13 protein-coding genes are annotated in these 23,456 nt (G+C 59.7%); 2 read left to right on the top strand and 11 right to left on the bottom strand.

Going from position 1 to position 23,456, the window contains the following annotated elements; all coding sequences use genetic code 11:
• Positions 1-2 precede the first annotated feature (2 nt).
• The 6 genes from R9B84_RS21700 to R9B84_RS21675 form a co-directional block, all read right to left on the bottom strand.
• Complete coding sequence (locus tag R9B84_RS21700; RefSeq protein ID WP_423760389.1) at positions 3-1,157, bottom strand: DUF2827 domain-containing protein; 1,155 nt, start codon at positions 1,155-1,157, stop codon at positions 3-5.
• A 67-nt stretch (positions 1,158-1,224) separates the two neighbouring features.
• Complete coding sequence (locus tag R9B84_RS21695; protein WP_423760388.1) at positions 1,225-2,337, bottom strand: EAL domain-containing protein; 1,113 nt, start codon at positions 2,335-2,337, stop codon at positions 1,225-1,227.
• 88 nt (positions 2,338-2,425) lie between these two features.
• The gene (locus tag R9B84_RS21690; protein WP_423761020.1) at positions 2,426-3,565 is read right to left on the bottom strand and encodes a DUF2827 domain-containing protein; all 1,140 of its coding nucleotides are present in this window, start codon (positions 3,563-3,565) and stop codon (positions 2,426-2,428) included.
• Between the two features lie 232 nt (positions 3,566-3,797).
• Positions 3,798-8,996 carry a YadA-like family protein gene (locus R9B84_RS21685; RefSeq protein ID WP_423761019.1) on the bottom strand — a complete coding sequence of 1,733 codons (5,199 nt, stop codon included), beginning with the start codon at positions 8,994-8,996 and terminating at the stop codon, positions 3,798-3,800.
• Between the two features lie 1,190 nt (positions 8,997-10,186).
• Positions 10,187-10,867: a response regulator transcription factor gene (locus R9B84_RS21680; protein WP_423760387.1), complete on the bottom strand. Its 681-nt coding sequence runs from the start codon at positions 10,865-10,867 to the stop codon at positions 10,187-10,189.
• Positions 10,868-11,384: 517 nt separating this feature from the next.
• Positions 11,385-11,654, bottom strand: coding sequence for an H-NS family nucleoid-associated regulatory protein (locus R9B84_RS21675; RefSeq protein WP_423760386.1), 270 nt, complete (start codon positions 11,652-11,654; stop codon positions 11,385-11,387).
• A 577-nt stretch (positions 11,655-12,231) separates the two neighbouring features.
• On the opposite strand from R9B84_RS21675, the gene R9B84_RS21670 reads away from it, so the two are divergent.
• The gene (locus R9B84_RS21670) at positions 12,232-13,155 is read left to right on the top strand and encodes a LysR family transcriptional regulator (RefSeq protein WP_423760385.1); all 924 of its coding nucleotides are present in this window, start codon (positions 12,232-12,234) and stop codon (positions 13,153-13,155) included.
• A 365-nt stretch (positions 13,156-13,520) separates the two neighbouring features.
• Here R9B84_RS21670 and R9B84_RS21665 read toward each other — a convergent pair whose 3' ends face one another.
• From R9B84_RS21665 to R9B84_RS21645, 5 genes are all read right to left on the bottom strand, one after another.
• Positions 13,521-14,945 (bottom strand): carboxylesterase family protein, encoded by a 1,425-nt coding sequence (locus R9B84_RS21665; RefSeq protein ID WP_423760384.1) that lies wholly within the window; start codon positions 14,943-14,945, stop codon positions 13,521-13,523.
• 296 nt (positions 14,946-15,241) lie between these two features.
• Positions 15,242-20,050: an ATP-dependent helicase gene (locus tag R9B84_RS21660; RefSeq protein ID WP_423760383.1), complete on the bottom strand. Its 4,809-nt coding sequence runs from the start codon at positions 20,048-20,050 to the stop codon at positions 15,242-15,244.
• A 7-nt stretch (positions 20,051-20,057) separates the two neighbouring features.
• Positions 20,058-20,408, bottom strand: a complete 351-nt coding sequence (locus tag R9B84_RS21655; RefSeq protein WP_423760382.1) for a TfoX/Sxy family protein — start codon at positions 20,406-20,408, stop codon at positions 20,058-20,060.
• A gap of 84 nt (positions 20,409-20,492) precedes the next feature.
• Positions 20,493-21,239 (bottom strand): MmcQ/YjbR family DNA-binding protein, encoded by a 747-nt coding sequence (locus tag R9B84_RS21650; protein WP_423760381.1) that lies wholly within the window; start codon positions 21,237-21,239, stop codon positions 20,493-20,495.
• A 31-nt stretch (positions 21,240-21,270) separates the two neighbouring features.
• The gene (locus R9B84_RS21645; protein ID WP_423760380.1) at positions 21,271-22,173 is read right to left on the bottom strand and encodes an alpha/beta hydrolase; all 903 of its coding nucleotides are present in this window, start codon (positions 22,171-22,173) and stop codon (positions 21,271-21,273) included.
• Positions 22,174-22,404: 231 nt separating this feature from the next.
• Here R9B84_RS21645 and R9B84_RS21640 point away from each other — a divergent pair, with 231 nt between their 5' ends.
• On the top strand, positions 22,405-23,355 hold the full coding sequence (locus R9B84_RS21640; RefSeq protein ID WP_423760379.1) for an AraC family transcriptional regulator: 951 nt from the start codon (positions 22,405-22,407) through the stop codon (positions 23,353-23,355).
• Positions 23,356-23,456 lie beyond the last annotated feature (101 nt).

Raw genomic sequence — 23,456 nt, 5'->3', positions numbered from 1 at the left:
CGTCACGCGTCGCGATAGAGGGTGGCAATCGCGTCGGTATAGGCGGCGACGTTCTCGGGGTTATAGATGCTGACCGAACTGAGCACGTGCTTCGATTGCTCGCGGTAGGCTTCCAGGTTCGCGTCGTGCTCGGCGAATGCCTGCAGCAACGCGCGGCCGCCGGCCTGACAGTCGAAGTCCGGATAGAAATACCCGGCCTTGCCGAGGAACGGCGAGTTGTGGATCAGCGGATAGTCGCCGTACAGCAGCTCGTAATACAGGTAGTTCTGCGCGTTTTCCCACGTGTGCGACACCACCGCATCGCCGTACGCGGCCATGAACTCGTACACCGCATAACGGCTTTCGAACGTCGTGATGCCGTGGTTCACGATATCGAGGCTCTTCGCGAAGTGGACGAACGTTGCGTGCTCCTTGATGTGGATCGTGTTGCACACGCGCACGAATTCGAGGAATTGCGGATTGGCACGGTATGCCTCTTCCGTGACCAGCATCGGGATGATGCTCGTCTTCACCATGCAGATGTTCGGCCCGAACATCGTCACGCGCCAGCGCGGCTTGCCGGGCTGATAACCGAACGACAAACCGGCACCGAGCGTCGCGCGCGCCTTGTCGAACAGCATCGGATGCCAGATGTGCGGCACGATCGTGACCGGCGCACGCAGGCCCGTCTGGTAATAGTGCAGGCACGAGCGCTCGAATTCGGGAATCGTCCACACCGCGTCGTACGGTGCGCCTGAGAACAGGAAGCCCGACGGCTTGTCGAACATCGCGCGTTCGATGTCGATCACGTAGTCGTTGCCGACCCGCATCGTGACGACCTTGCCGCCGTGGTCGCGGAACGCGCGCAGGTAGTCCGCGCCGAACTGCGCGCTCATTTCGATCAGCACGTCGCAGCGTTGCAGCGCGTCGTCCATCGACAGCAGCGGCACGTCCCATTCGCCGAGCATCATCTGCGGATCGGCGACCTGTTCGCCGCCGTTCACCATCACCGCTTCCGCGACGAGCGGCGACTGGCGCAGCAGCAGGATCAGCAGCAGGCAGTTCTGGAAGATGCCGTTTTCCCACAGCGACTGGCCGGCGCCGCGCACGAACAGCGACACGCCGACGACGAGGCGTTGCCCTGAACCTGGTGCCGGGCGAGCGTTTAACCTTGCCATGTATTCCTCAAGTTTGAGCGACTTCACGTGAATGAAATATTCGACATCGATGGCGCCGCCCGCCTTGTCACGAAGAGGCTCCTGATCCGAATGAACCGGCCATTGTCTGGCCATTGAGTCGCCCAAGTACCACAAAACACTGAAGGAACTTCACCGATATATTCGTATGACCGGAATTCATTCGCATCACGTCGGTCAGGCCATCGTGCAAGCCCGTGGCGATTGCGGAATGTCTTCCATACAACGCGCTTGACAGCCCAAACGCATAGGCAAGCCTCGCATCGTCACGGGTCATTTTTTCGTCCCGCCGATCCATCAATGCATCCGCGATACGCTCGAACTGCTGCATCGATTTTTCTATCGATCCGACGGTAGGGCACTCCGCCATTCGTAATCGCCCCGGCCTGCCAGTGTGGTAACCCTGCACCCATTGCGCCCCGGACAACGCGGCCGTGCGCAACCCGTCAACGCCTTCTATGCCTTCCACCACCACCTGTCTTGCATGGTCTCGGGCGCGGGCCACCATTTTTTCGAACCGATTGCGCTGCACCAGGTCACAGCCGTCGGTCGGCAACATGCGACCGGCGATCTTGATGATGTCCGGCGAAGCGATCCGGGCGCCATTCTCGACGCTGAATCCATCGCCGAAATCGTCCACGGCAATGCTGCAGCCCATGCGCTGCAGGCGCTCGACGAACACACGCCCCGACACGGGCGACAGTTGCGTGGTCTCGGTAATCTCCACGACGAGGCGACACGCAATATCGGGCCTGCTCTCGAGCAGCAGGAGAATCGATTCCCACCACTGAATTTCATTCGCGCTCTGCGCGGAAATATTGACGCCCAGGCGCAGGTCGACGTTCGACTCTATGAACTCGATAGCCATGCCAACGACGTAGCGGTCGAGGAAACGCATCAGTTCTAGTCGTTCAAGACTGGGAATGAACGCCGACGGATACGCGATCGGATGATCGTCCGCGCCGAAAATCCGCACCAGACATTCGTGATACAACACCTGTTCACCGTCCTGCACGCTCACGATCGGCTGAGCACACAGCATCACCCTGCCTCGAGCGATCGCCGCCAGCACCATGCCGGCGGCCCTCATGTCCGAATCCGCGTGAAGCCTCGCATCTTGATCGAGAGCAGGTTGCATCAGCACCTTTACGCAGTAGCTCATGCCGCCTCCATACGGCCGCATGATGACGATCTGCCTACCTCGCCGGGCGCTTGACCGGCATTGGAATCCGACACGCATGTGCTCCGGTTCAGGCAACGAGGCGCGCGACGAACGCGTCCAGGTTCGCCGGGTTATCGATCGAGACCGACTGCAACAACCGGTCGGCTTTCGCGCGATAGTCGTCGAGCCGCTCGTCATGATGCAGCCAAGCATCGTGCAGCGCGTGGGCGCCTGCGACGGAATCGAAGTCCGGGTAGTAGTAACCGGCGTCGCCGAGCAGCGTCGAGTTATGAATCAGCGGATAGCCTCCGTACAGCACGTCGTAATAGAGGTAGTTCTGCGGATTTTCCCAGTGATGCGACACGACCGCATCCGCGTGACGCGCCATGAAGCCCGGCAGGTCCATGCGTGGCTCGAACGTCGCCTTGTGCTGGCGCACCAGATCGAGGCTATTCGCGAAGTGCACGAAGGTCGGATGCGCCTTCATGTGCATGGAGTTAACGACAAACAGATGTTGTACCGCATCCGGATGCGCGCGATAGAACTCGTCGCACGCAAGCATCGGGTAGTGGCACGACTTCACGACCGAGATGTTCGGCTCAAGCGTGGCGAGACGCCATGGGCGGCGGCCCGTCCGATAGCCGAACATCATGCCTTCGCTCTCCAGCGCGGCGATGCGTCGATCGAGGAAGTACGGCGACCACAGATGCGGAATCGTATAGACCGGCGCGCGAGTGAGCGCGCGCAACAGCGGCACGTCGATCTTCTGCGACTTCTCGAGCACCCACACTTCGTCGAACTGCGTGCCGTTGAAGATGTGGCCCGACGGTTTGTCGAAGATCGGGGTTTCGGCGAGACCGCTGTAAGTATGGCCGACGTAGCACGCGACGAGCTTTGTGCCGAGCGCCTTCACGTACCGCATCCATTCGACCGGCAACTGCGCGCCCATCTCGATCACGACGTCGAGCTCGTGCGTGACATCAGTTGGCTTCACGAGCAGCACGTCGAGTCCGTCGAGATCGAGACCGGTCGGAAGCGCGTTGGCGTCGCCGCCGTTCAGGAAATAAACAGTGCCGACGCGGTCCGAGCGCTTCAACATCATCGCGAGGAATGCGATGTTCTGGTGAATGCCGTTTTCCCAGATCGCTTGGCCGTCCCGTGCAAACAACGAAATGCCGACGGCTAGGCTCGCGCCATCACGATTTCTGCTGGGGCGATGACCGATCATTGGCTGCATCAAAAATTCTCTCGTAACAGTAGATATTGGGTCACTACCCCTGAGGGCAACGCCGATTTCTACGACTACGCACTAGGTAAATTAACAAGCGACGTACGATGGGTTGTCAGAACTTTTTGGTCTGACTTCCCATCGCGTTTCACACGGGATACGTAACAAGATCTCGATTTTCGGCTCTCCGAGCGGCAGCATGAATGCCGCGCCCAGAGAGTCAATCACCGATTTACCACTGGTACGAGACACCTGCCCCGTACGTACTGCCGCTACTGCTGATCCCGACGCCAAGCTTCGCCTTCAGGTTGTCGCTGAATCGCACCGATACGCCAAGTGCAGTTGCCGCGTAACCTTGGTAACTCCCGCTCCCAATCCCGACGGCGATCGTTTTTCCAGGATCCACTTCCGGAATCATGGTCAATGCGGTTGCCGCTGCAACACCCGAGTACGCTCGACGTGCCACTTCGTTGACGCTCGACTGGACACGCCACAGTTGGTTCATGTTGGCGGCGTCCGTTCCGTCGATCCCTGGTGCCACGTTTGTCAAGCGACGTTCGTGCCCAGGAGAACCGAAGGAAACGGTATTCGGCTGTGTAGCTACCGAACCTGCACCAATTGCAGCGGAATTCGGTGCGCTGGCCGTACTGCCTTGCCCCACTGCCAACGTATTGAGCCCCGAAGCCGTTGCCGCTTGGCCCAACGCGGTTGAGTTGTCGCCGGTGGCGGCCGCAGCCTGACCATTCGCCTTGGAGTTTTTACCGGAGGCAATCGCACCTTGCCCTTCGGCCGTCGAGTTTTCCCCAGAGGCGGTTGCGCCTTGTCCCAGTGCGGTCGAATTTGCCCCTGAAGCGCTAGCTCCTTGGCCAACCGCCGTCGAATTCGGCGCCGCCGACGCACCTGTACCAATCGCAGTACTGCCATCGGTCGTCTGCGTTTTGATCGACGTCAGCGGTGCGACGGCAGTGGAAAGCGATGCCAAAGCGTTGTCGGTTGTGGACAGTCCAGTCGAAAGCGAGGTGACGTTGCTATTCGTCGTACTCAATCCCGTCGACAGCGACGTAACGCCGCTATTGGTCGAACTGAGACCGGTCGACGTGGATGTCGACAACGACGCCACGCTACTGTTGGTCGTGCTCAAGCCAGTCGACAACGAGCTGACACTTGTCGAGGTGGACGTCGACAACGAGGTCACGTTGCTGTTGGTCGTGCTCAACCCAGTGGACAGTGAGCTGACACTCGTCGAGGCAGATGTCGACAACGACACCATCGTGCTGTTTGTCGTACTCAGCCCCGTCGACAACGAGTTGATCCCGGCTGAGGACGATGTAGACAGCGAAGCAATCGCGCTGTTGGTGTTGCTCAGACCGGTGGACAGAGAGCCGATACCGGTCGAGGTCGACGTGGACAGCGACGTGATCGAGCTGTTGGCTGTCGAGATCCCAGTCGAAGCCGAGGTCGACAGCGAAGCGATGCCCGTCGAGGTCGATGTGGACAGCGACGTGATCGAGCTCGTAGCCGACGACAACCCCGTCGACGTCGAGGTCGACAGTGAGGTCACCGTGCTATTGGTCGTGCTCAGGCCGGTCGACAGCGAGGCAATGCCGGTCGAGGTCGATGTGGACAGCGACGTGATCGAGCTCGTAGCCGACGACAGCCCCGTCGACGTCGAGGTCGACAGTGAGGTCACCGTGCTATCGGTCGTGCTCAGGCCGGTCGACAGTGAAGCGATGCCCGTCGAGGTCGACGTGGACAGCGACGTGATCGAGCTGTTGGCCGACGACAGCCCCGTCGACGTCGAGGTCGACAGTGAGGTCACCGTGCTATCGGTCGTGCTCAGGCCGGTCGACAGTGAAGCAATGCCGGTCGAGGTCGACGTGGACAGCGACGTGATCGAGCTGTTGGCCGACGACAGCCCCGTCGACGTCGAGGTCGACAGTGAGGTCACCGTGCTATCGGTCGTGCTCAGGCCGGTCGACAGCGAGGCAATGCCGGTCGAGGTCGACGTGGACAGCGACGTGATCGAGCTCGTAGCCGACGACAACCCCGTCGACGTCGAGGTCGACAGTGAGGTCACCGTGCTATCGGTCGTGCTCAGGCCGGTCGACAGCGAGGCAATGCCGGTCGAGGTCGATGTGGACAGCGACGTGATCGAGCTGTTGGCCGACGACAGCCCCGTCGACGTGGAGGTCGACAGTGAGGTCACCGTGCTATCGGTCGTGCTCAGGCCGGTCGACAGTGAAGCGATGCCCGTCGAGGTCGATGTGGACAGCGACGTGATCGAGCTGTTGGCCGACGACAGCCCCGTCGACGTGGAGGTCGACAGTGAGGTCACCGTGCTATCGGTCGTGCTCAGGCCGGTCGACAGTGAAGCGATGCCCGTCGAGGTCGATGTGGACAGCGACGTGATCGAGCTCGTAGCCGACGACAGCCCCGTCGACGTGGAGGTCGACAGTGAGGTCACCGTGCTGTTCGTCGTGCTCAGGCCGGTCGACAGCGACGTCACCCCGCTTTGGGCCGTGCTGATCCCCGTCGAGGCCGACGTCGATAGCGAGCTTAACTGACTATAGTTCACTGCGTCGGTCGGGTTCACCCCCGCTGCCACATTGGTCAGCGTGACGGGCGTCGTTGCGCCCACCCCACCCAACGTAACGGAAGAGTGTCCAGGGTTGTCGTACTGCACCGAATTCGCGACACCGGTCGACAACGAAGTGATTGCTGCCGAGGTCGACGTCGACAGCGAGCTCACCGAGCTGTTCGTCGTGCTCAGGCCAGTCGACAGCGACGTCACGCCACTTTGGGCCGTGCTGATCCCCGTCGACGCCGAGGTCGACAGCGAGCTCACCGAGCTGTTCGTCGTGCTCAAGCCGGTCGACAGCGACGTCACACCGCTTTGGGCCGTGCTGATCCCCGTCGACGTCGAGGTCGACAGCGAGCTCACCGAGCTGTTCGTCGTGCTCAAGCCGGTCGACAGCGACGTCACACCGCTTTGGGCCGTGCTGATCCCCGTCGACGTCGAGGTCGACAGCGAGTTCACCGAGCTGTTCGTCGTGCTCAGGCCGGTCGACAGCGACGTCACACCGCTTTGCGCCGTGCTGATCCCCGTCGACGCCGACGTCGACAGCGAGTTCACCGAGCTGTTCGTCGTGCTCAAGCCGGTCGACAGCGACGTCACACCGCTTTGCGCCGTGCTGATCCCCGTCGACGCCGAGGTCGACAGCGAGCTCACCGCGCTGTTCGTCGTGCTCAAGCCGGTCGACAGCGACGTCACACCGCTTTGCGCCGTGCTGATCCCCGTCGACGCCGAGGTCGACAGCGAGCTCACCGCGCTGTTCGTCGTGCTCAAGCCGGTCGACAGCGACGTCACACCGCTTTGCGCCGTGCTGATCCCCGTCGACGCCGAGGTCGACAGCGAGCTCACCGAGCTGTTTGTCGTGCTCAGGCCGGTCGACAGTGACGTCACGCCGCTTTGGGCCGTGCTGATCCCCGTCGACGTCGAGGTGGACAACGAGTTCACCGAGCTGTTCATCGTGCTCAAGCCGGTCGACAGCGAGGTCACACCGCTTTGGGCCGTGCTGATCCCCGTCGACGCCGACGTCGACAGCGAGCTCACCGCGCTGTTCGTTGTGCTCAGGCCGGTCGACAGTGACGTCACGCCACTTTGGGCCGTGCTGATCCCCGTCGACGTCGAGGTCGACAGCGAGTTCACCGCGCTGTTCGTCGTGCTCAAGCCAGTCGACAGCGAGGTCACGCCACTTTGGGCCGTGCTGATCCCCGTCGACGCCGAGGTCGACAGCGAGCTCACCGCGCTGCTCGTCGTGCTCAGGCCGGTCGACAGTGACGTCACGCCGCTTTGGGCCGTGCTGATCCCCGTCGACGTCGAGGTGGACAACGAGTTCACCGAGCTGTTCGTCGTGCTCAAGCCGGTCGACAACGACGTCACGCCACTTTGGGCCGTGCTGATCCCCGTCGACGCCGAGGTCGACAGCGAGCTCACCGCGCTGCTCGTCGTGCTCAGGCCGGTCGACAGTGACGTCACGCCGCTTTGGGCCGTGCTGATCCCCGTCGACGTCGAGGTGGACAACGAGTTCACCGAGCTGTTCGTCGTGCTCAAGCCGGTCGACAACGACGTCACGCCACTTTGGGCCGTGCTGATCCCCGTCGACGCCGAGGTCGACAGCGAGCTCACCGAGCTGTTCGTCGTGCTCAAGCCGGTCGACAGCGACGTCACACCGCTTTGCGCCGTGCTGATCCCCGTCGACGTCGAGGTCGACAGCGAGTTCACCGCGCTGTTCGTCGTGCTCAGGCCGGTCGACAGTGACGTCACGCCACTTTGGGCCGTGCTGATCCCCGTCGACGCCGAGGTCGACAGCGAGCTCACCGAGCTGTTCGTCGTGCTCAGGCCGGTCGACAGCGACGTCACACCGCTTTGGGCCGTGCTGATCCCCGTCGACGCCGAGGTCGACAGCGAGCTCACCGAGCTGTTCGTCGTGCTCAAGCCGGTCGACAGCGACGTCACACCGCTTTGCGCCGTGCTGATCCCCGTCGACGCCGACGTCGACAGCGAATTCACCCTGCTGTTGGTTGTGCTCACACCAGTTGACAGCGACGAAACTGAGCTATTTGTGCTACTAAGCGATGTAGAGAGTGATGTGATCGAGCTGGTCGCAGCAGTGGCGGCACCCACAGCTGTAGAGAGGCTAGTCACACTCGATCCGACTGCTGTTAACGCCTGATTTGTTGCGTAAAGCTGAGATCCATTGACCGCATCAGTGCTCGCAGCGGCAATCTGCCCTGCGGCGACATTAGTAATTGTTCTTTCTGCGCCAGTAGCGCCTACACTCACCGTCGAACTGGGCGTTGTACCGGCGAAACTGTATGTCGTTCCGTTCAGCGTAACACCCGTGGTAGCCACTGCAGCGGAAGTCACCGATCCGGACCCGAGAGCAACAGCATTGGTGTTCCCAGCACTTGCACCGAAGCCGATAGCGGTGCCCCCATCTGCGGTGGCGGTAGCGGTCGAGCCGATGGCAGTGGCATTTGTACCCGAAGCCCATGCCCTGGCCCCCAATGCGGCCCCATAGACGGCCGCATAGCTCGCATATCCAACAGCAGTGCCCGGCTGGAAAATGCCACCCGTCGCGGCTCGAGAGTCCGCGCCAGCCCCCCCACCAATCGCCACATCATAGTTTGACCACGCGTTGGTCGCAGCTCCATTCCCGCCAATCGCAATGCTTCCGGGTCCCTGAGCATTAGACATATATCCGCCCGAGTATTGAGCGAATGCGACCTGGGACGCCAACATCAGCGGCACCGCCACAATCGCGATTGCTGCCCGCTTACTAGGCTTTCCACGTGCCGAATCAATTTCCGAGGCGGCTACCCAGGCTCCAAGCGCCTCATTCCAAATTGTTCTGTAACTCTTATTCATTAAATTACCCCACCGTCATTTCATAAAAAAACACCGCCATAGTCCAGCCCGATATTTGTTAGACAAATAATATATAGGGGACCTGACGAACTAACGGTGAGTAAAGCGCAATCGGTAACCCACCAGTTAAGAAGTATTTTCCCGTCGATCGCCGCAGCCAGCGCTGAATTCTTGTCACGAAACCGCCCCACAACTGGGCATGAATGTCACTTTTGGTTAAAGCCACATCGACAGAATCCCGACGACAACGGTCGCCACGGGTGAATGAAAAATGGAAGACCACGGTGTGGAAATAGGCATGGTAATGGCGGTACATCAACATGCCGCACACAATGCCCGCCCGAATACGTTCGAATCGCGACGACTCTTTCCCACGACGAACTAGCTGGAACCGTTAAGAATCGCTTATCGAGCAAACCGCACTATTCAGCCTTGATATAGAGACGCCGGCTACCATACGAGATGAAGCGTCCACCTCGCATTCACCTCACGTTATTCAAGCCGATTTTTTGGGTGCCGAGATGGTTTGGCACAAGAAGCAGTTTCTGGAACTGAGGTGGCGCCAAGCGGCGTGTTCGCTCTCAAGAAGCGCATACCCAGAGAATTTTCCTGATAAGGATGCAATGCAACCCGAGCCGACGATCACCATTCCGTGCGAACGTTCGAATGACATCAAATCGACTAGCCCTCGCGGCATTTGACACTTTTACCAATGCCCGACAACCAACACATGAAAATTAATCAACTCGAGCATGGGAACCAACAGAGTACGATGAAGCCGTACCACTTCGCATGCGCTAACCAACAGCAACCCAGAACACCGATCGGATCGAAAGCAGATTTACTTTTTCCGAAGATCCTGAATAGTTAATAAATCTGTAGTCACCGATAACCAGATTATGAACGTCCAGGAACATGTACCACAGGCCGCCTACATCCGACCGAACCAGGGAGCTGAACGTCAAAAAGGTGTGTTTTACGTGTAATGCTCGACGCACGGGAACGATCACATATTATTCCAATACGGCACAATTCAAGATAACCACAGTGAGCAGATTTACAGCCAGAACAGCCTGTTAAGTCGCGCCCCAGAATCCATAAACCGGACCTTTACCGCAGCATGGAATATTTAAATTTAATTGGCAATTTTTAATTGTCACATCAAAGCAAAGCCAATCCAAACTATAAAATCAACAACTCTCAAGCTTATACCCGACCGAGAATACCGACCTCAACATCAATCCATTTTCATTATTCAATTTCAATTTATTTCGAACGCGGTACATATGAGTATCCAATGATCGCGAGACCATATCGCCACCTTGCCCCCACACGGCCTCGATCAAATATTTTCGCGGCACAATTCTCCCGATATTTCGAAACAGCAGAACAATAATATCCATTTCCTTTCTTGTCACACGAACGGGATTTCCATTAATGTAAATACAAGTTCCGGTATTGGGTATGAGATACTCGCCCACGCGAATTGAGAGGCCATCCCCACGGGCGAGAAACGTCCGTCGCACAAGCGCATTCACCCGGGCAACCAATTCGACTCGCCCAACCGATTTCCTTATGACGTCGTCAGCACCAGAATTTAGCGCTTCCGCAATTTTTTCCCCCGCAGAATCATCCACCAAAACAGCGACCGGTATCTGCGGGCCAATATTCGCGCGAATCCAATGGAGCATGTTGGACGCTGATCCATTCGGGAAGATCCATGCCAAAATTACAAAATCGAACATCGTCTGCTGCAACAGGCGCACCGCATTTTCTCGGCTTTCCACAGCCGTCACCTCACATCCATGTTCTCGCAAAACGGTCGGTATAAGACAGCTCACTCCGTCACCATCAACCACCAAAATTCTCATGACTTCAAACCATTTACGAATAAAACAACCGGCCAAGAGGAAATATTCTCATGGCGACCACCATAGCCTGCACTGAATTTTTGTCACAAAAATGCCCCGCAATCGGGCATAAGCATCACTTTTGTTTAGAGCACCCAATGGCAGCCCAAGCAACGCGTATAGATTGATGCGATTGACCCAGGAACTGTCACACCAGACTGGACAATCCTGTTCGGATCCGACGGCAAGCTGAAGCCTCTATCCAGAATTCATCTTACGCTAACCTCGCCCAAGCTCTGGACGCTCAGCAGTGAGCTTGACGTCAGAAACAGTTTCCAGATTCAAGGCAATTATGAAGGAACGATACGGTGCACTTTCTGTCCTGCGCCACCGTTAACCCATATTTAAGTTCTTTCAAAAACGGCTGCATAAGCACTTCCGTTTTCTTCACCTTCAATCAACGAAGATCTTGCACACTGAAACCATCATGAATTTCACGCACCAACAAAACCTGCGATCCGAATATCGACCCTTCTCACTATTCCGAGTCGGCTTCATCTATAACAAAATCTCCCCTGTCCCTACCCTTGATCCAGTGCGGTTCACGCCCTACTCCGGACCACGTACTGCCCGTGACAGGATCGAAGTATTTTGCCTTTCTACGCTTTCGAGTTCCCGTTAATTCTGATTTGAATATGTCGCGCTCTGTGATTCCAAATACTTTGACGCACTCCACGATCTCGGCAAGAACGGAATCAAACAGCCGCCTTCTTTCCATGTCCAGCTGCAATTCCAGTCTTGCTTTCATCTCCAGGTAATTTTTCCAAGACTCCATCATAGTCACAATTCGGCCTCAATTCTCATACATCCCGGTCCACTATTAAATCCACGATCGAAGCGTGTCGATATCGACTCACGGCAAGACAGGATTCACGTCGACACTCCCACCTGCTGAACACTGCGAAATTAAAAATCATCGACCGACAAAGTATTGGTCCGCCTGCCGCCTTACTCTGGTCCAGATTTTCAGCAAACCCGTATCGCAAAGATTTTCCGATAAATGAAATCGTCGCGTTTAACGACACACCGGCCGACACCGACTTCCTCCGCCGTCGCAGAGCGTCGGCCTCAGCGGCAACGCCCTACTGTCGTGGAATCTGGATCGACGGCCGACACTTGCTTAAATTGGTCAGGATTCTTGCACATCGAAAAATCGGCATGACCCACAAACACGTGGCCGCCGGAAAGCCTTCGCGCATGATCGCGGCGTTGGTTTGCGAATCATTGTCGCTGCAATTTCGCGGCGTCTTAGTGTCAGCCAACGACGACTGAACAACAATCAGTCATTTTTTGGCGATTCGTTAGCTTCCCTTTATAATATTTGCATGGCTCTTACACGTGTTACCGTCAGACAATTCGAGGCGTTTCTCGCCATTGTCGATCTGAACAGCATCGCCGGTGCGGCGACACGGCTTGGCCTGACATCCTCAGCTGTAAGTCAACTGTTAGCTGAACTGGAGCGCGAACTCGGCTTTCGGCTTTTCGATCGCACGACACGGCGCGTGGATCTTTCGTCTGCGGGCAGAGACTTCCTGTCGTCTGCCGAATCCGTACTCCGCCATCTGCATTCTGCAGAGCAAGCCGCAAGCGATATCCGCAACCGCGCGGCTGGCATCGTCCGTGTTGGCGCACCGCTCGTTCTGGCGAGTACGGCATTGCCAGTTGCCATTGCCGACTACCGAAGCCAACAGCCGAAGGTCGTCGTACGCCTGATCGATACCAGTGTCGACCAGTTGGTAGATCACGTCGCAAATGGCGACGTTGACTTGGCTGTGGGCCCCGACAAAGCTACCGGCGAGCGCGTTGAACGCGAACCGCTCTTCCCTAGTCCGTGGGTCCTGTGGTGTGCGCCGAGCCATCCGCTTGCACGTCGTCGGCGGATACTTTGGCAAGATCTCCGCGGTCTGCCAATAATCGCGACTAGTCGCGACCATGAGGCGAGCGTGGATCAAATGCTTGCTGACCGGCCCACTCACTCTCGGATTGCTCCGATGGAGGTGGTCGACAACGTCACAACTGCGTTCGGTCTTGCCGCACAAGGACTCGCTGTTACGCTGACACCCGACTATGTGAAACCACTAGCACGCACCTTCGGTCTGACGATGCGCCGAGTGATCGAACCGGAGACGATCCGCGAGGTATGCATTTACCGGCCTGTGACCCGAGCGTTGTCACCATCTGCAGATGGTTTCGCACAGTTTCTCGCTGAGCATCTGAAAGTCTGGAACCGCAAAACGCAAGCGAAATAGCGCGTGTTTGGAAACCTATCGAACGTGCTTTGCAGTCGCTGACTTACCGCGGATGTAAACCACGATCCGCCAGATGAAATCATTTGTGATGGACATATCGAATCAACGGTCACTGAACCCAGATGAACGGGACTCGACCACTTTCCGACATAGGAGAGTCGGTTACGGGCATCCGGTATTCCCTTCGATGCTCTCGAGCTGGTCGCTTCCCAGGGCGGCAAGCGCCTCGTGTAGTCCGTGGTCGAATCTGCCCTAACGGTTAAAGGCTTCTGCCGAGTTTGTGACATTGGAAGACGCGCTGGAAAGATTAAGCCGCTACGTTCCCGGCCTTACTGGTCGAACGCATTACGGCGATGGATGGCAGTTCAGGGCCGTTCGATGCCCGCGAAGGTTCGCAGGACTTTGATCGCATGGGCCGTGGGGTCGTGTCGTGGATTGCCTATGCCGTGCGAAGTTGGTTCGGTGGTCACGGCGTTCCAAAGTCGATCGTGGTTGCCTGCGGCAAAGTCGACAAGGACATCGCGGACAAAAGTGTCACGTGCGGCTTGCTCGCTGCTTTGTCCGGAGCGCTGCTGGCCAACAATGCCATACATCTCCGTACCGTGTACCGCGTGCGCACCCTCCACAGGGCCAATGCTGAGCAGGCGGGCATTTCCGCCTGCGGCGGCGTGGGCAAGCGCCGCACGGGCGGCGGGCAGGGTGTAGATGTAGTCGGTGAGTAGAGCCCCGCGAACCTCAACCGGAGCGCGTCCATTGACATCGTAGGCAGCGACGATGCGCCGGGCACGGCTGCGAGGGATGCGCGAATTCCTGACAAGCTCTTCGACAAGGTTATCGATGCTGCGGGGATCGAAGCTCTCAGTCGCATTGATGACCCACCAATCCGCCTCATTCGTCGCCGTGCTGAAGAGGATATCGACATCGCGGTGACGCCCAGATTCGAGGACACGCAGCGGGGTGTCGGCGAGAACGGCCCCGGGCTGCGAGCGGTCGTTCACGATACCGATCGTCGTGTTGTCGATGCCGTTTCGATCGCCAATGTCACGCGGGCCGACCCTGGTGAGCGTCTCGGCTAGGAGCTTTGCATCCAGAGTGAGCAGCTGTTCGGGAGCATTTGCGATGCCGAGTTCAGTAAGAAAGGTATTTGTGAGTTCTTCGGCCCACCAAGCCGGAACTATCCGGGATGCTCCCCCGGAGAACGCAGCGAGGCGCTGGTAAAGACCGTCGGCGGCCGGCGCGGCAAGGAGTCCGATCGCGGAGAACGCGCCTGCGCTGTGGCCTGTGACTGTTACGTTTTTAGGGTCTCCGCCGAAGCGAGCGATGTTCTCCCGCACCCACTGAAGCGCGGTGATGATGTCCTGCAGGCCAAGGTTGGTGGCGTCCGCGAACACCCCTCCGTACTGGGAGAGCGAGAGCCACCCAAACGGGCCGAGTCGATAGTTCAACGATACCCCGATAGCGCGGCCGGTGGCGGCAAGGCCCGAGGCATTCGAGGTGGTCTGGGTATTGGACCCCATCTCAAACCCACCACCATAGATGTAAACGATGACAGGGAGCGGTTTATCGCCGGCGTCTTCGGGTGCCCAGACGTTCAGGTTCAGGCAGTCCTCACTCAGTCCATTGTCGGCTTCGAGCCAGCTGGTGTCGCCGGCTTGCAGCGGGGCAGGTCCCTTCCTGTCGTAGGGCAAGCCCGGGTTGAACGGCAGCAGATTTGGCCGACGAAAGCGTTCTGCGGTGGCGTAGGGGATACCCAGCCAGGATCGGGTTGTTTGAGTATGCGTATTAGTCATGTTCTGGACCTTTCGTTGATGGATTATTTTGCGTAGGGTTCGGGGAAGGCGTCGGCTGGATTACCGCTTTGCAGCTGCGCCCAGCAGCGAAGCCTCCCAAGAATATTTCGCTCGTAGCCGCACGTTGTGAGTTCGTAAAAGATTTGACGAGGCATATCTTCGGGGAAGTAGTTCGCGTCAGAGAGGCCTGTCTCGGTGTCGAGGTCGTACTGGTGGTTTTTGCGCAGCCCAAATCCTTCATGAGGCGGGTCGGGGCATTGAGAATGTGCGCAGGTGACGATCCTATCGTCCGGATCTCAGCTCCCCCAATACAGGCCTTTCGACGCGCTGGAGAAACCAATGACCCTCAATGCGGGATCCAGTTTGCTCATCCTCACTGGCAAACCATTAACCAGTTCGAGCATGAACCTATTACGGTGATCGCGCGCAAGCGCCGCGGACAGTGCTGCCAGCGCTGCGGCGATGACCTCTGTCTGTGCTTCATCGTCCGGGTCGATATAAGTGAACAACTGACGACCACCCTGGGACAGGTAAAGCACAAGATGGCCACGATCGATGACAACGAAGGCCCCCGCTCTTCGGGCAGGCCGCACCTGAGAATTATGGGACGGCCAGGGAAGAATGGTCCCAAAAGGATTACCCGGATCTACGGCACTGAGCGCGATGGGCGTCGGCACTAGTGGAACCGCCTCGGCCAGTTCACGGAGTCGGTCCACCGTTGTCCGCTCGGCGAACTGAGCCGCCCCAAGTCCAAGCACGAACCGACCTCGTACCGTGCGCCCGGTGTCCTCCATGCCTCGTAGCACCGGCTGCAATGCCGCAAAACCGCCGGGAACGTTTTCCGTCACTGCGACATTTCGCGTCACCATTGCGTAGCGATCCAGCAGCCCTTCGGTCCACGCGAGCGCGCGCACGGTACTGGAGAGTGGCTCCGCGCGCAGCAACGACCATCGGCCCGCCAAGGTGGGCGCATTGAATGTCGCGAGCCCAAAGTGGAGTTCTCCGGAAACTGCAGATTGGGCAGTTGACGGGAGGCCACGCAGGCCACGCCGCCTGCGCGAAGATAGTGCGCGGGGCCGAGAGCGTTGTGAGCCCAAGGCGAACGCACGCAGCGGCGTCCACGTGTCATTCGTGATGCGACCTATCCAGACGAGGTCCCATAGGGCTGCGTGGAAATCCTCCGGCAGCACGCCAGACGCGTCGTGATGATCGGAATGTTCCCCGGCCAGCTTCATCTGCACCTGCGCAGCCAGCTGGCGCGCAAAATATGCACCTCCATCGGCAAGCAGGTCGAGAATCGTATGGTGCAGGGGCGATAGATCCGCGGGGGCGGAGGCATCTGACGCCATGGGCAGAGTTTCGGAGGCGTACTCCTGGAGATGGAGAGCCACCAGGCCATCATCGTTACCCTGCCTGCCGTGGCCCGACCACAAAACCGCACCGCTGGAGAGGAGGCCATCGAGTATGCCGGGCACGTAATCACGTACCCGAGCGGGCAGGATCTGCCGTTCCCACACGGACACGAGCAGCGGCGCCCCGGCGAACTGCTCAATGACTTGCAGCACGCCCTCCTGACCTTCCAGCGCACCGCATGCGGGGCCCCAGTTCTTCATGGCTGCACTCGCGGCCGAATTCGCAACCAGTCCTTGCCGTTCGAGCAGAAGACGCGCATAGGCATCGCGGGGCACCGGCTGGACGGCTTCGCGGGCCGCCTGCAATGACCGGATACGCAAACGCCGAAACACCTCGTCGGCCACCCATTCGCGCTGTGCGAGCGGTCCGGAATCTCCGCTTACCTCACCGGAGGCGTTCGCGCTGCGCCCTACCCCGAAGCGACCGGAGAAAAGCTTGCCCTGTTCGACAATCTGCCGCAGCGCGGCCTCGGCCACCGACGCCCCGAGGCCGAAGGCCGAGGCCACATCGCCTGTCGTGAACGGACCGCGAGTGCGCGCGAAACGCGCGACCAGATCGCGCAGCGGCTCGACTGTGGGCTCCAGGAACGCCGCCGGCAGCCCGCCCGGGAGGTGCACGCCAAGCGCATCGCGCAGCCGACCGGCATCCTCGATGCTGGCCCAGCGCTCACGCGTGCCGATCCCGACACGAATCACACGCCGCTCGGCCTCGAGGCTGGTGAGGAAGGAGACTGATTCGTCAGCCTCACTGTCCAAGCGCGCGGCAACGTCCAGCGTACATAGTGGCCCAAGTTCGCGCAGCAGGTCGGCCACCCCCTCCTTGCCCCTGGCTCTGTAGCTAGGAGCCAGCCGCTGCAACTCTTGATCTACCTGGCCTATCACCAAGGGATCGAGCACTTCGCTCAGATCGACCTGCCCCAGAAGCTCACTCAGCAAGGCACTATCGAGCGCAAGCACCGATGCACGGCGTTCAGCTATCGGCACGTCCGTCTCGTACATGAACTGTGCGACATAGCCGAACAGCAGGTCGGTTGCGAAAGGAGATGGCATCTCTGTGGTGACCTCGACTAGCCGCACCGCACCTGTGTCCAGGCGACGCACGAGCGTATCGAGTGCGTCGAGGTCGTACACGTCCTGCAAGCACTCGCGTGCGGTCTCGATCAAGATCGGGAACTCCGGATAGCCCCGTGCGATCTCCAGCAATTGGCCGGCGCGAAGCCGCTGTTGCCACAGCGGAGAGCGCCGGCCGGGCGTTCTCCGTGCAAGCAGCAGCGCGCGCGCAGCACACTCGCGAAACCGCGCGGCAAACAGCGCAGAGTCCCCCACGGCTTCGGCAACGGTGCGCCGCAGCTTGTCCGGATCGAAGAGGAACAACTCCGCGCCGGGCACCCGGCCCATCTCTGGGATGCGTACCACGATGCCATCGTCACTGGACACCACGGCCGGATCGACATTCCAACGCTCGCGGACGCGCTGGGTAATCGCCAGCGCCCAGGGCTCATGGACCCGACGCCCATAGGGCGAATGCAGGATCAGGCGCCAGTCACCGAGTTCGTCGCGGCATCGCTCGATGACCAGCGTGCGATCGGTGGGTAGCACCCCCGTCGCGGCGCGCTGCTCGTCCAGCAGCGCTGTCATGTTGGCAATCGCGTTCCCGTCCAGACCGATGGCGTCCAGACGCTTGCGCATATCCGGGCCGAGGAAGGGTGCGGCGCCGGCCCCGGCAACGTTCGATTCGAGCTGGCCGAGGAAAGCACCAATGGCCTCGCCCAGCTCGGCCGGGCGGCCAATGCCGTCACCGCGCCAGAACGGCAGGCGAGCGGAGCGGCCCGGAGCCGGGTTCACGATCACTTGGTCGCGGGTGATCTGCTGGATGCGCCAGGACGTCGCTCCCAAGGTGATGACATCATTGACTCGCGACTCATAGACCATTTCTTCGTCGAGCTCACCCACGCGACGCGAGCCGGCACGCTCTTCGCCTTCGGGCAGAACGACGCTGAACATGCCGCGATCGGGAATGGTGCCGCCGCTGGTGACGGCTAATTGCTGTGCACCGGGGCGCGCCGACAGCTGACCAGTCTGCCGGTCCCAGACCAGTCGTGGGCGGAACCCGGCAAAATCATCGGAGGGATAGCGCCCTGCCAGCATGTCCAGCGTGGCATCGAATGCGGTGCGCGGAAGGGTACGATACGGCGCCGAGCGACGCACGGTGGCATACCAGGCGTCGACATCAAGGGCCTGCATCGCGACGGCGGCGACCGTCTGCTGGGCAAGCACATCCAGCGCATTGCGCGGCGGGTCGATGGCCTCAATTCGGCCAGCCAGCATTGCGTCGACGATCACGGCGGAATCGATCACATCGCGTCGTGTGCGCGGATATACGAGTCCAGCGGAAATGCCTCCAACCTGGTGCCCGGCGCGCCCGACACGTTGCAGAGCACTGGCGACCGACGGTGGTGCGGATACCTGAATCACCAAGTCGACCAGCCCCATGTCGATACCCAGTTCTAGGCTGGAGGTGGCGACCACGCAGCGCAATCCACCGGATTTGAGCGCTTGCTCGATCTCGGCGCGATGCTCTTTGGAAACCGACCCGTGGTGAGCTCGGGCGATCGTAGCGGTAACACCAGCAGCTCGCGCCTGGGTGCTGCCCGCCGACGATGCGTACTGCATCGACGGGTGGCCATCCACTGTGGCTGCAGGTGGTTCGGCACCTGCAAGTCCTGCAATATGCGCTTCATTGAGGCGCGCCGTGAGACGCTCTGCCACGCTGCGGGAATTGACAAAGACGATAGTGGCGCGGTGCGCGAGCACCTGGTCCAGAATGCTGGCCTCCACGTGCGACCAGATAGAGCCTGGCCGGCCATCGCGCGCTTCTTCACCGGATTCACGCCCAGGGACGTTCGACATGTCTTCGACCGGCACCACGATGCGCACGTCAAGGTGACGGCTCGATGGCGGCGCCACGACGGCGACAGGACGATCGCCCCCCAGGAACTCAGCCATCCGCTCCATGGGGCGCACGGTGGCCGACAAGCCGATGCGCTGCGCTGGAGCCACCAGCAGCGCGTCCAGTCGCTCCAGGCTCAACGCCAGATGCGAGCCGCGCTTGGTACCCGCCACCGCATGAATCTCATCGATGATGATGGTACTGACGTCGCGCAGCACTTCGCTCGCCCGGGAGGTCAGCATCAGGAAAAGCGACTCCGGCGTCGTGATGAGAATGTCGGGAGGGCGCCGGACGAGACTGACGCGATCAGTGGCAGGGGTGTCGCCAGTGCGCATGCCTACCGTCAGTATCACATCGACGTCGCCGCGGCGGCGACGCTCCTGCATAACGCCCTCCAGGGGCAAGGCTAGGTTGCGCTGAACGTCCGCGCCTAAGGCCTTGATAGGCGAGATATAGAGCACACGTGTTTTAGTAGGTCGTCGCCGGGAGTTGTCCGGGGGGGCGGAAGCGACCAATGCAGCCTGCTCGCTAAACAGCCGATCGATGGCATGCATAAAGGCGGCCAGTGTCTTGCCCGAGCCGGTAGGTGCAATGACCAGCGTGTGGTGCCCCCCACCGATTGCTGTCCACGCGGCATCCTGCACGGCCGTCGGCGTACCGAACGTGGACAGGAACCAGCTACGGGTGGCTGAAGTGAACTGGCCGCGCGATAGAAATCCTTTGGATTGAGTCCTGGATGCCACGAGAGCGTCAGTCCTTCGCAACTTTGAGGGCGGCGCTCCACGCCCGCTGTGCCCACTCGCGCAGCTTCCAGCGATCCTCGATCACGTCCACAGGCACTTCCCGGTACGATTTGAGCGCATGATCGTGGCCATCGACGACATAACCCAGCGCGCGGGAGCCTGCCGCCTCATATTCGGCACGGTTTGAATCGTTCACCTTGAAATACAGAGAACCCATCCAGACCATTGCAAACACAAGCTCGTCCCGATATAGCGCGACGGCGCCAAACAGTGGCTTTGTCGTGACTGGCGCCCAACCGGAGAGCTCCTCCGCGTAGTGAGCGGCCAACTCTCTGCTTTGCTTAGTGAGTTTGGTCATTTGTCGCTCCTGTAAATTGAGAATATCGACCGACGCTATTTGCCGGGCCGTGCCATATTGCGAAGCGCCGGTGTGAACAACACTTCAGTCTGCGGGCCTTAAGCGTTTAGGCACTGCTTTGAGCGCTAGGTGGTAGGACTGTTCTACCAGTTCTCTCACCACTTCCCGGGTCAGCCCTCTGCCTCCTTCGACGGACACCCAGTGAAGTTTGTCGAGATATCGCCCGGGCGTCACGTTCTGGTACTGCTCGCACAGAACCTCGATCTGGCTCGGCTCCGTCTTGACCGTGATGATCGGCTCACCGGGATCGTCTGTGACGATGAGGAAGACTTTGTCGACGACCTTGTAGACGTCGAGCTTTTCGACAAACGGCCGGCCATGGCTGACCCCAGGCAGCGCATTCGCAAGACGACGCGCCAGAGGCTGTAATTCGCGCCTAGAGACGCTTTCGTGTGGCGACTGGCTCTGACGCCCGACATCACGGATACATTTTCGCGGCAGACTCGCCTGAACCAGCGAGTACGACTCCTTGATCTCCCGCTGCAGCAGATCCTTCGTGATGGCCCTGCCCGCGACGATGGACAGCCAGTGCCGCTTGCTCATGCGACAACCTGCGGAGATTTCCGCATATTGCCCCCGCAGAATCGCCCCCCGGATGGGATCCGCCTTCACGATGACAGTGGCCGTGCCGCCCACCTCGGTGATTAACATAAATACCTTGCCGTGCAGCTTGTATGTCTCCCAACCCGCCCCCATGGACTCATCGGCCGTGACGCCCACGAGCGATCGCGCAAACGTATCGGCGACGCGAGAGAGGGTCTGCGCATCCATGGCAGGATCTTGAAGGGGAGCGTCCGCGAACTCAGCGGACGCTGGCCCGGACGTAGGCGCCGATCTGCCGGACCGCTTGCCCCGCCTCGGGGAAGCTGGTGACGAAGAATGGCCAGGTGTGGACCATCCCCTCACCCTCAATCAACTCGGCGCTAACGCCTGCTTCACGCGCCTTGTGCACCAAGGCTGTGGAGTCGTCCAGAAGCACCTCCGCCGTACCCACCAACACGAGCAGCGGCGGTATCCCTCTCAGGTCCGCCCGCAGCGGCGACACTAGCGCGTCAGTGTCACTCGCCTTGGTACCGATATAGTGCTGACGGCACTGATCGAGGAATTTGCGGGTGATGACCGGGTCATCCTGGGCTTTGGTGACATGGGACTTGCCTTGGAGCGTCAAGTCGGTCCAAGGGGAGAGAAGGACTGCAGCGGCAGGCAATGGTTGATTACCATCGCGCAGCGACATGAGCGTAGCCAGCGCTAGACCGCCACCTGCAGAATCGCCGATAACCACAATCCGGTCGGAAGCGATGCCTTGGGCGAGGAGCCACGCATAGCTGCGTTGCGCGTCTTCGAGCGCTGCTGGGAAGGGATGCTCGGGCGCGAGACGATAATTCACCGTCAGTGCGCGAAAGCCGCAGACCCGGCAGAGCTCAGTGACCAAGTTGCGGTACATAACAGGGTTGCCAGCCACGTAGCCGCCGCCGTGCAGGTAGAAGATGACCTGTGACGAGTCGCACCCTTCCGGTTCGACCCATTCGGCGGGCACGCCCGCTGCGTCAACCGGCCGAATCGCGACGTCAGGCACGGCGGACGGGTCGCCGGCCAACGCATCGAAAGCGGCCCGCAGTTCTCCAATGTCAAATAACTGTTCAAACTGTGCGGGGCTAGCACGCAGTTGCCTGACGAAACTCTGAAATTGCTGACTCAATGGCACTCAACTTCTCCGAATCGTTCAATCGGGACGTCTAACAGTGGATGCGGTGAGCACTTGGACTGGCCTAGCGACGTCGACGCCCCTTTTGGGGCACGGTCCGTGATCACAGAATTCATCTACGGCCTAAAAACTGCAATTATGTGCCATGCGCAGCATTTTTTTTTGATAAAATGACAATTTTATTGCACATATCGGACACTCCATTGGATGCAAGGACAAAAGAGGTACTCGATGAGTGCGACGGCCCGACCAGCCGTAGAGCGCCTGGCCTATAACGCAGCTAGACCCTACCCGTATGATCTCGAGGTGTTCCGTTTGTCGGATCTCAAGCGTCGCTCGACGGTGCAGGCCATGCGCAAGACGTACTGCTACGAGTTCTACATGTTGATCTGCGTGACCGAAGGGCAATGCACGCAGTTTGTAGATTTCGAGCCGGCGGCGTGCAGCATGGGGACATTGCTCACGCTGCGTCCGGGCCAGGCCCACAACTTCGGAAGCGATGAGGGTTGGGATGGCTGGATGGTGCTGCTCCGTCCGGAGTTTCTGCTGTCGGAGCAAGCTGCGCGGGATAAGGCCGAAAGAGTGCCAGTCCTGGATCGCCTGCCTGGTCGTATCCGCCTTGATCCTTCAGACTTGGAGAGGGCCGCGCAGGATATCCAGCGTATCCAGGACGATGCTCTGCTAGGGACGGCGAAAATGCCTGATGGCCAACTGAGCGTCGAGGGGGGCGACGTGTCGGCAAATTGCCTGAACGCCGACGTGCACGCGTTGCTGCGTTACCGCTTCTACGCCCTACTTACGTGGCTGGCTGTCCTGCACGGACGGGACCACGCACCTGCGTTGCAGCATGCAGGCATGTCGCTGCGGTTCCGGCAGTTCCAGGAATTGGTGGAACAGCGATTCACGCAGTGGAGCCAGGTGAACGACTATGCCAACCACCTTGGGTGCACCGAGAAGAGCTTGACGCGGGCTTCGCTGGCAGCGCAAGGCATCAGCGCCAAGGCATACATCACTAGGCGAATCGTGCTGGAGGCCAAACGGTTGCTCACACACACCGACCTACCCATCGGGCTACTGTCCGACCGGTTGGGATTCGAGGGAGCGGATCGATTCTGCAAGTTCTTCAAGCGGGAAACCAACTCTACGCCGAAGGACTTCCGAAAGCGCGCCGGCACTGCCTAATTCCTTAGAATACCTATCATTGAGCAGAAGCGACGGATTCTTGTATCTGTGCGGCTACCTGAGCGAACTGCTCTCGCTATCTCCATCGCACCGGATGGTTG

It is taken from the genome of Burkholderia sp. NLJ2, from assembly GCF_049487195.1.
GTDB classification, from domain to species: Bacteria; Pseudomonadota; Gammaproteobacteria; order Burkholderiales; family Burkholderiaceae; genus Burkholderia; species Burkholderia pyrrocinia.
The sequence above is the reverse complement of the archived record's forward strand: the minus strand, read 5'-3'. Positions and strand labels throughout refer to the sequence as shown.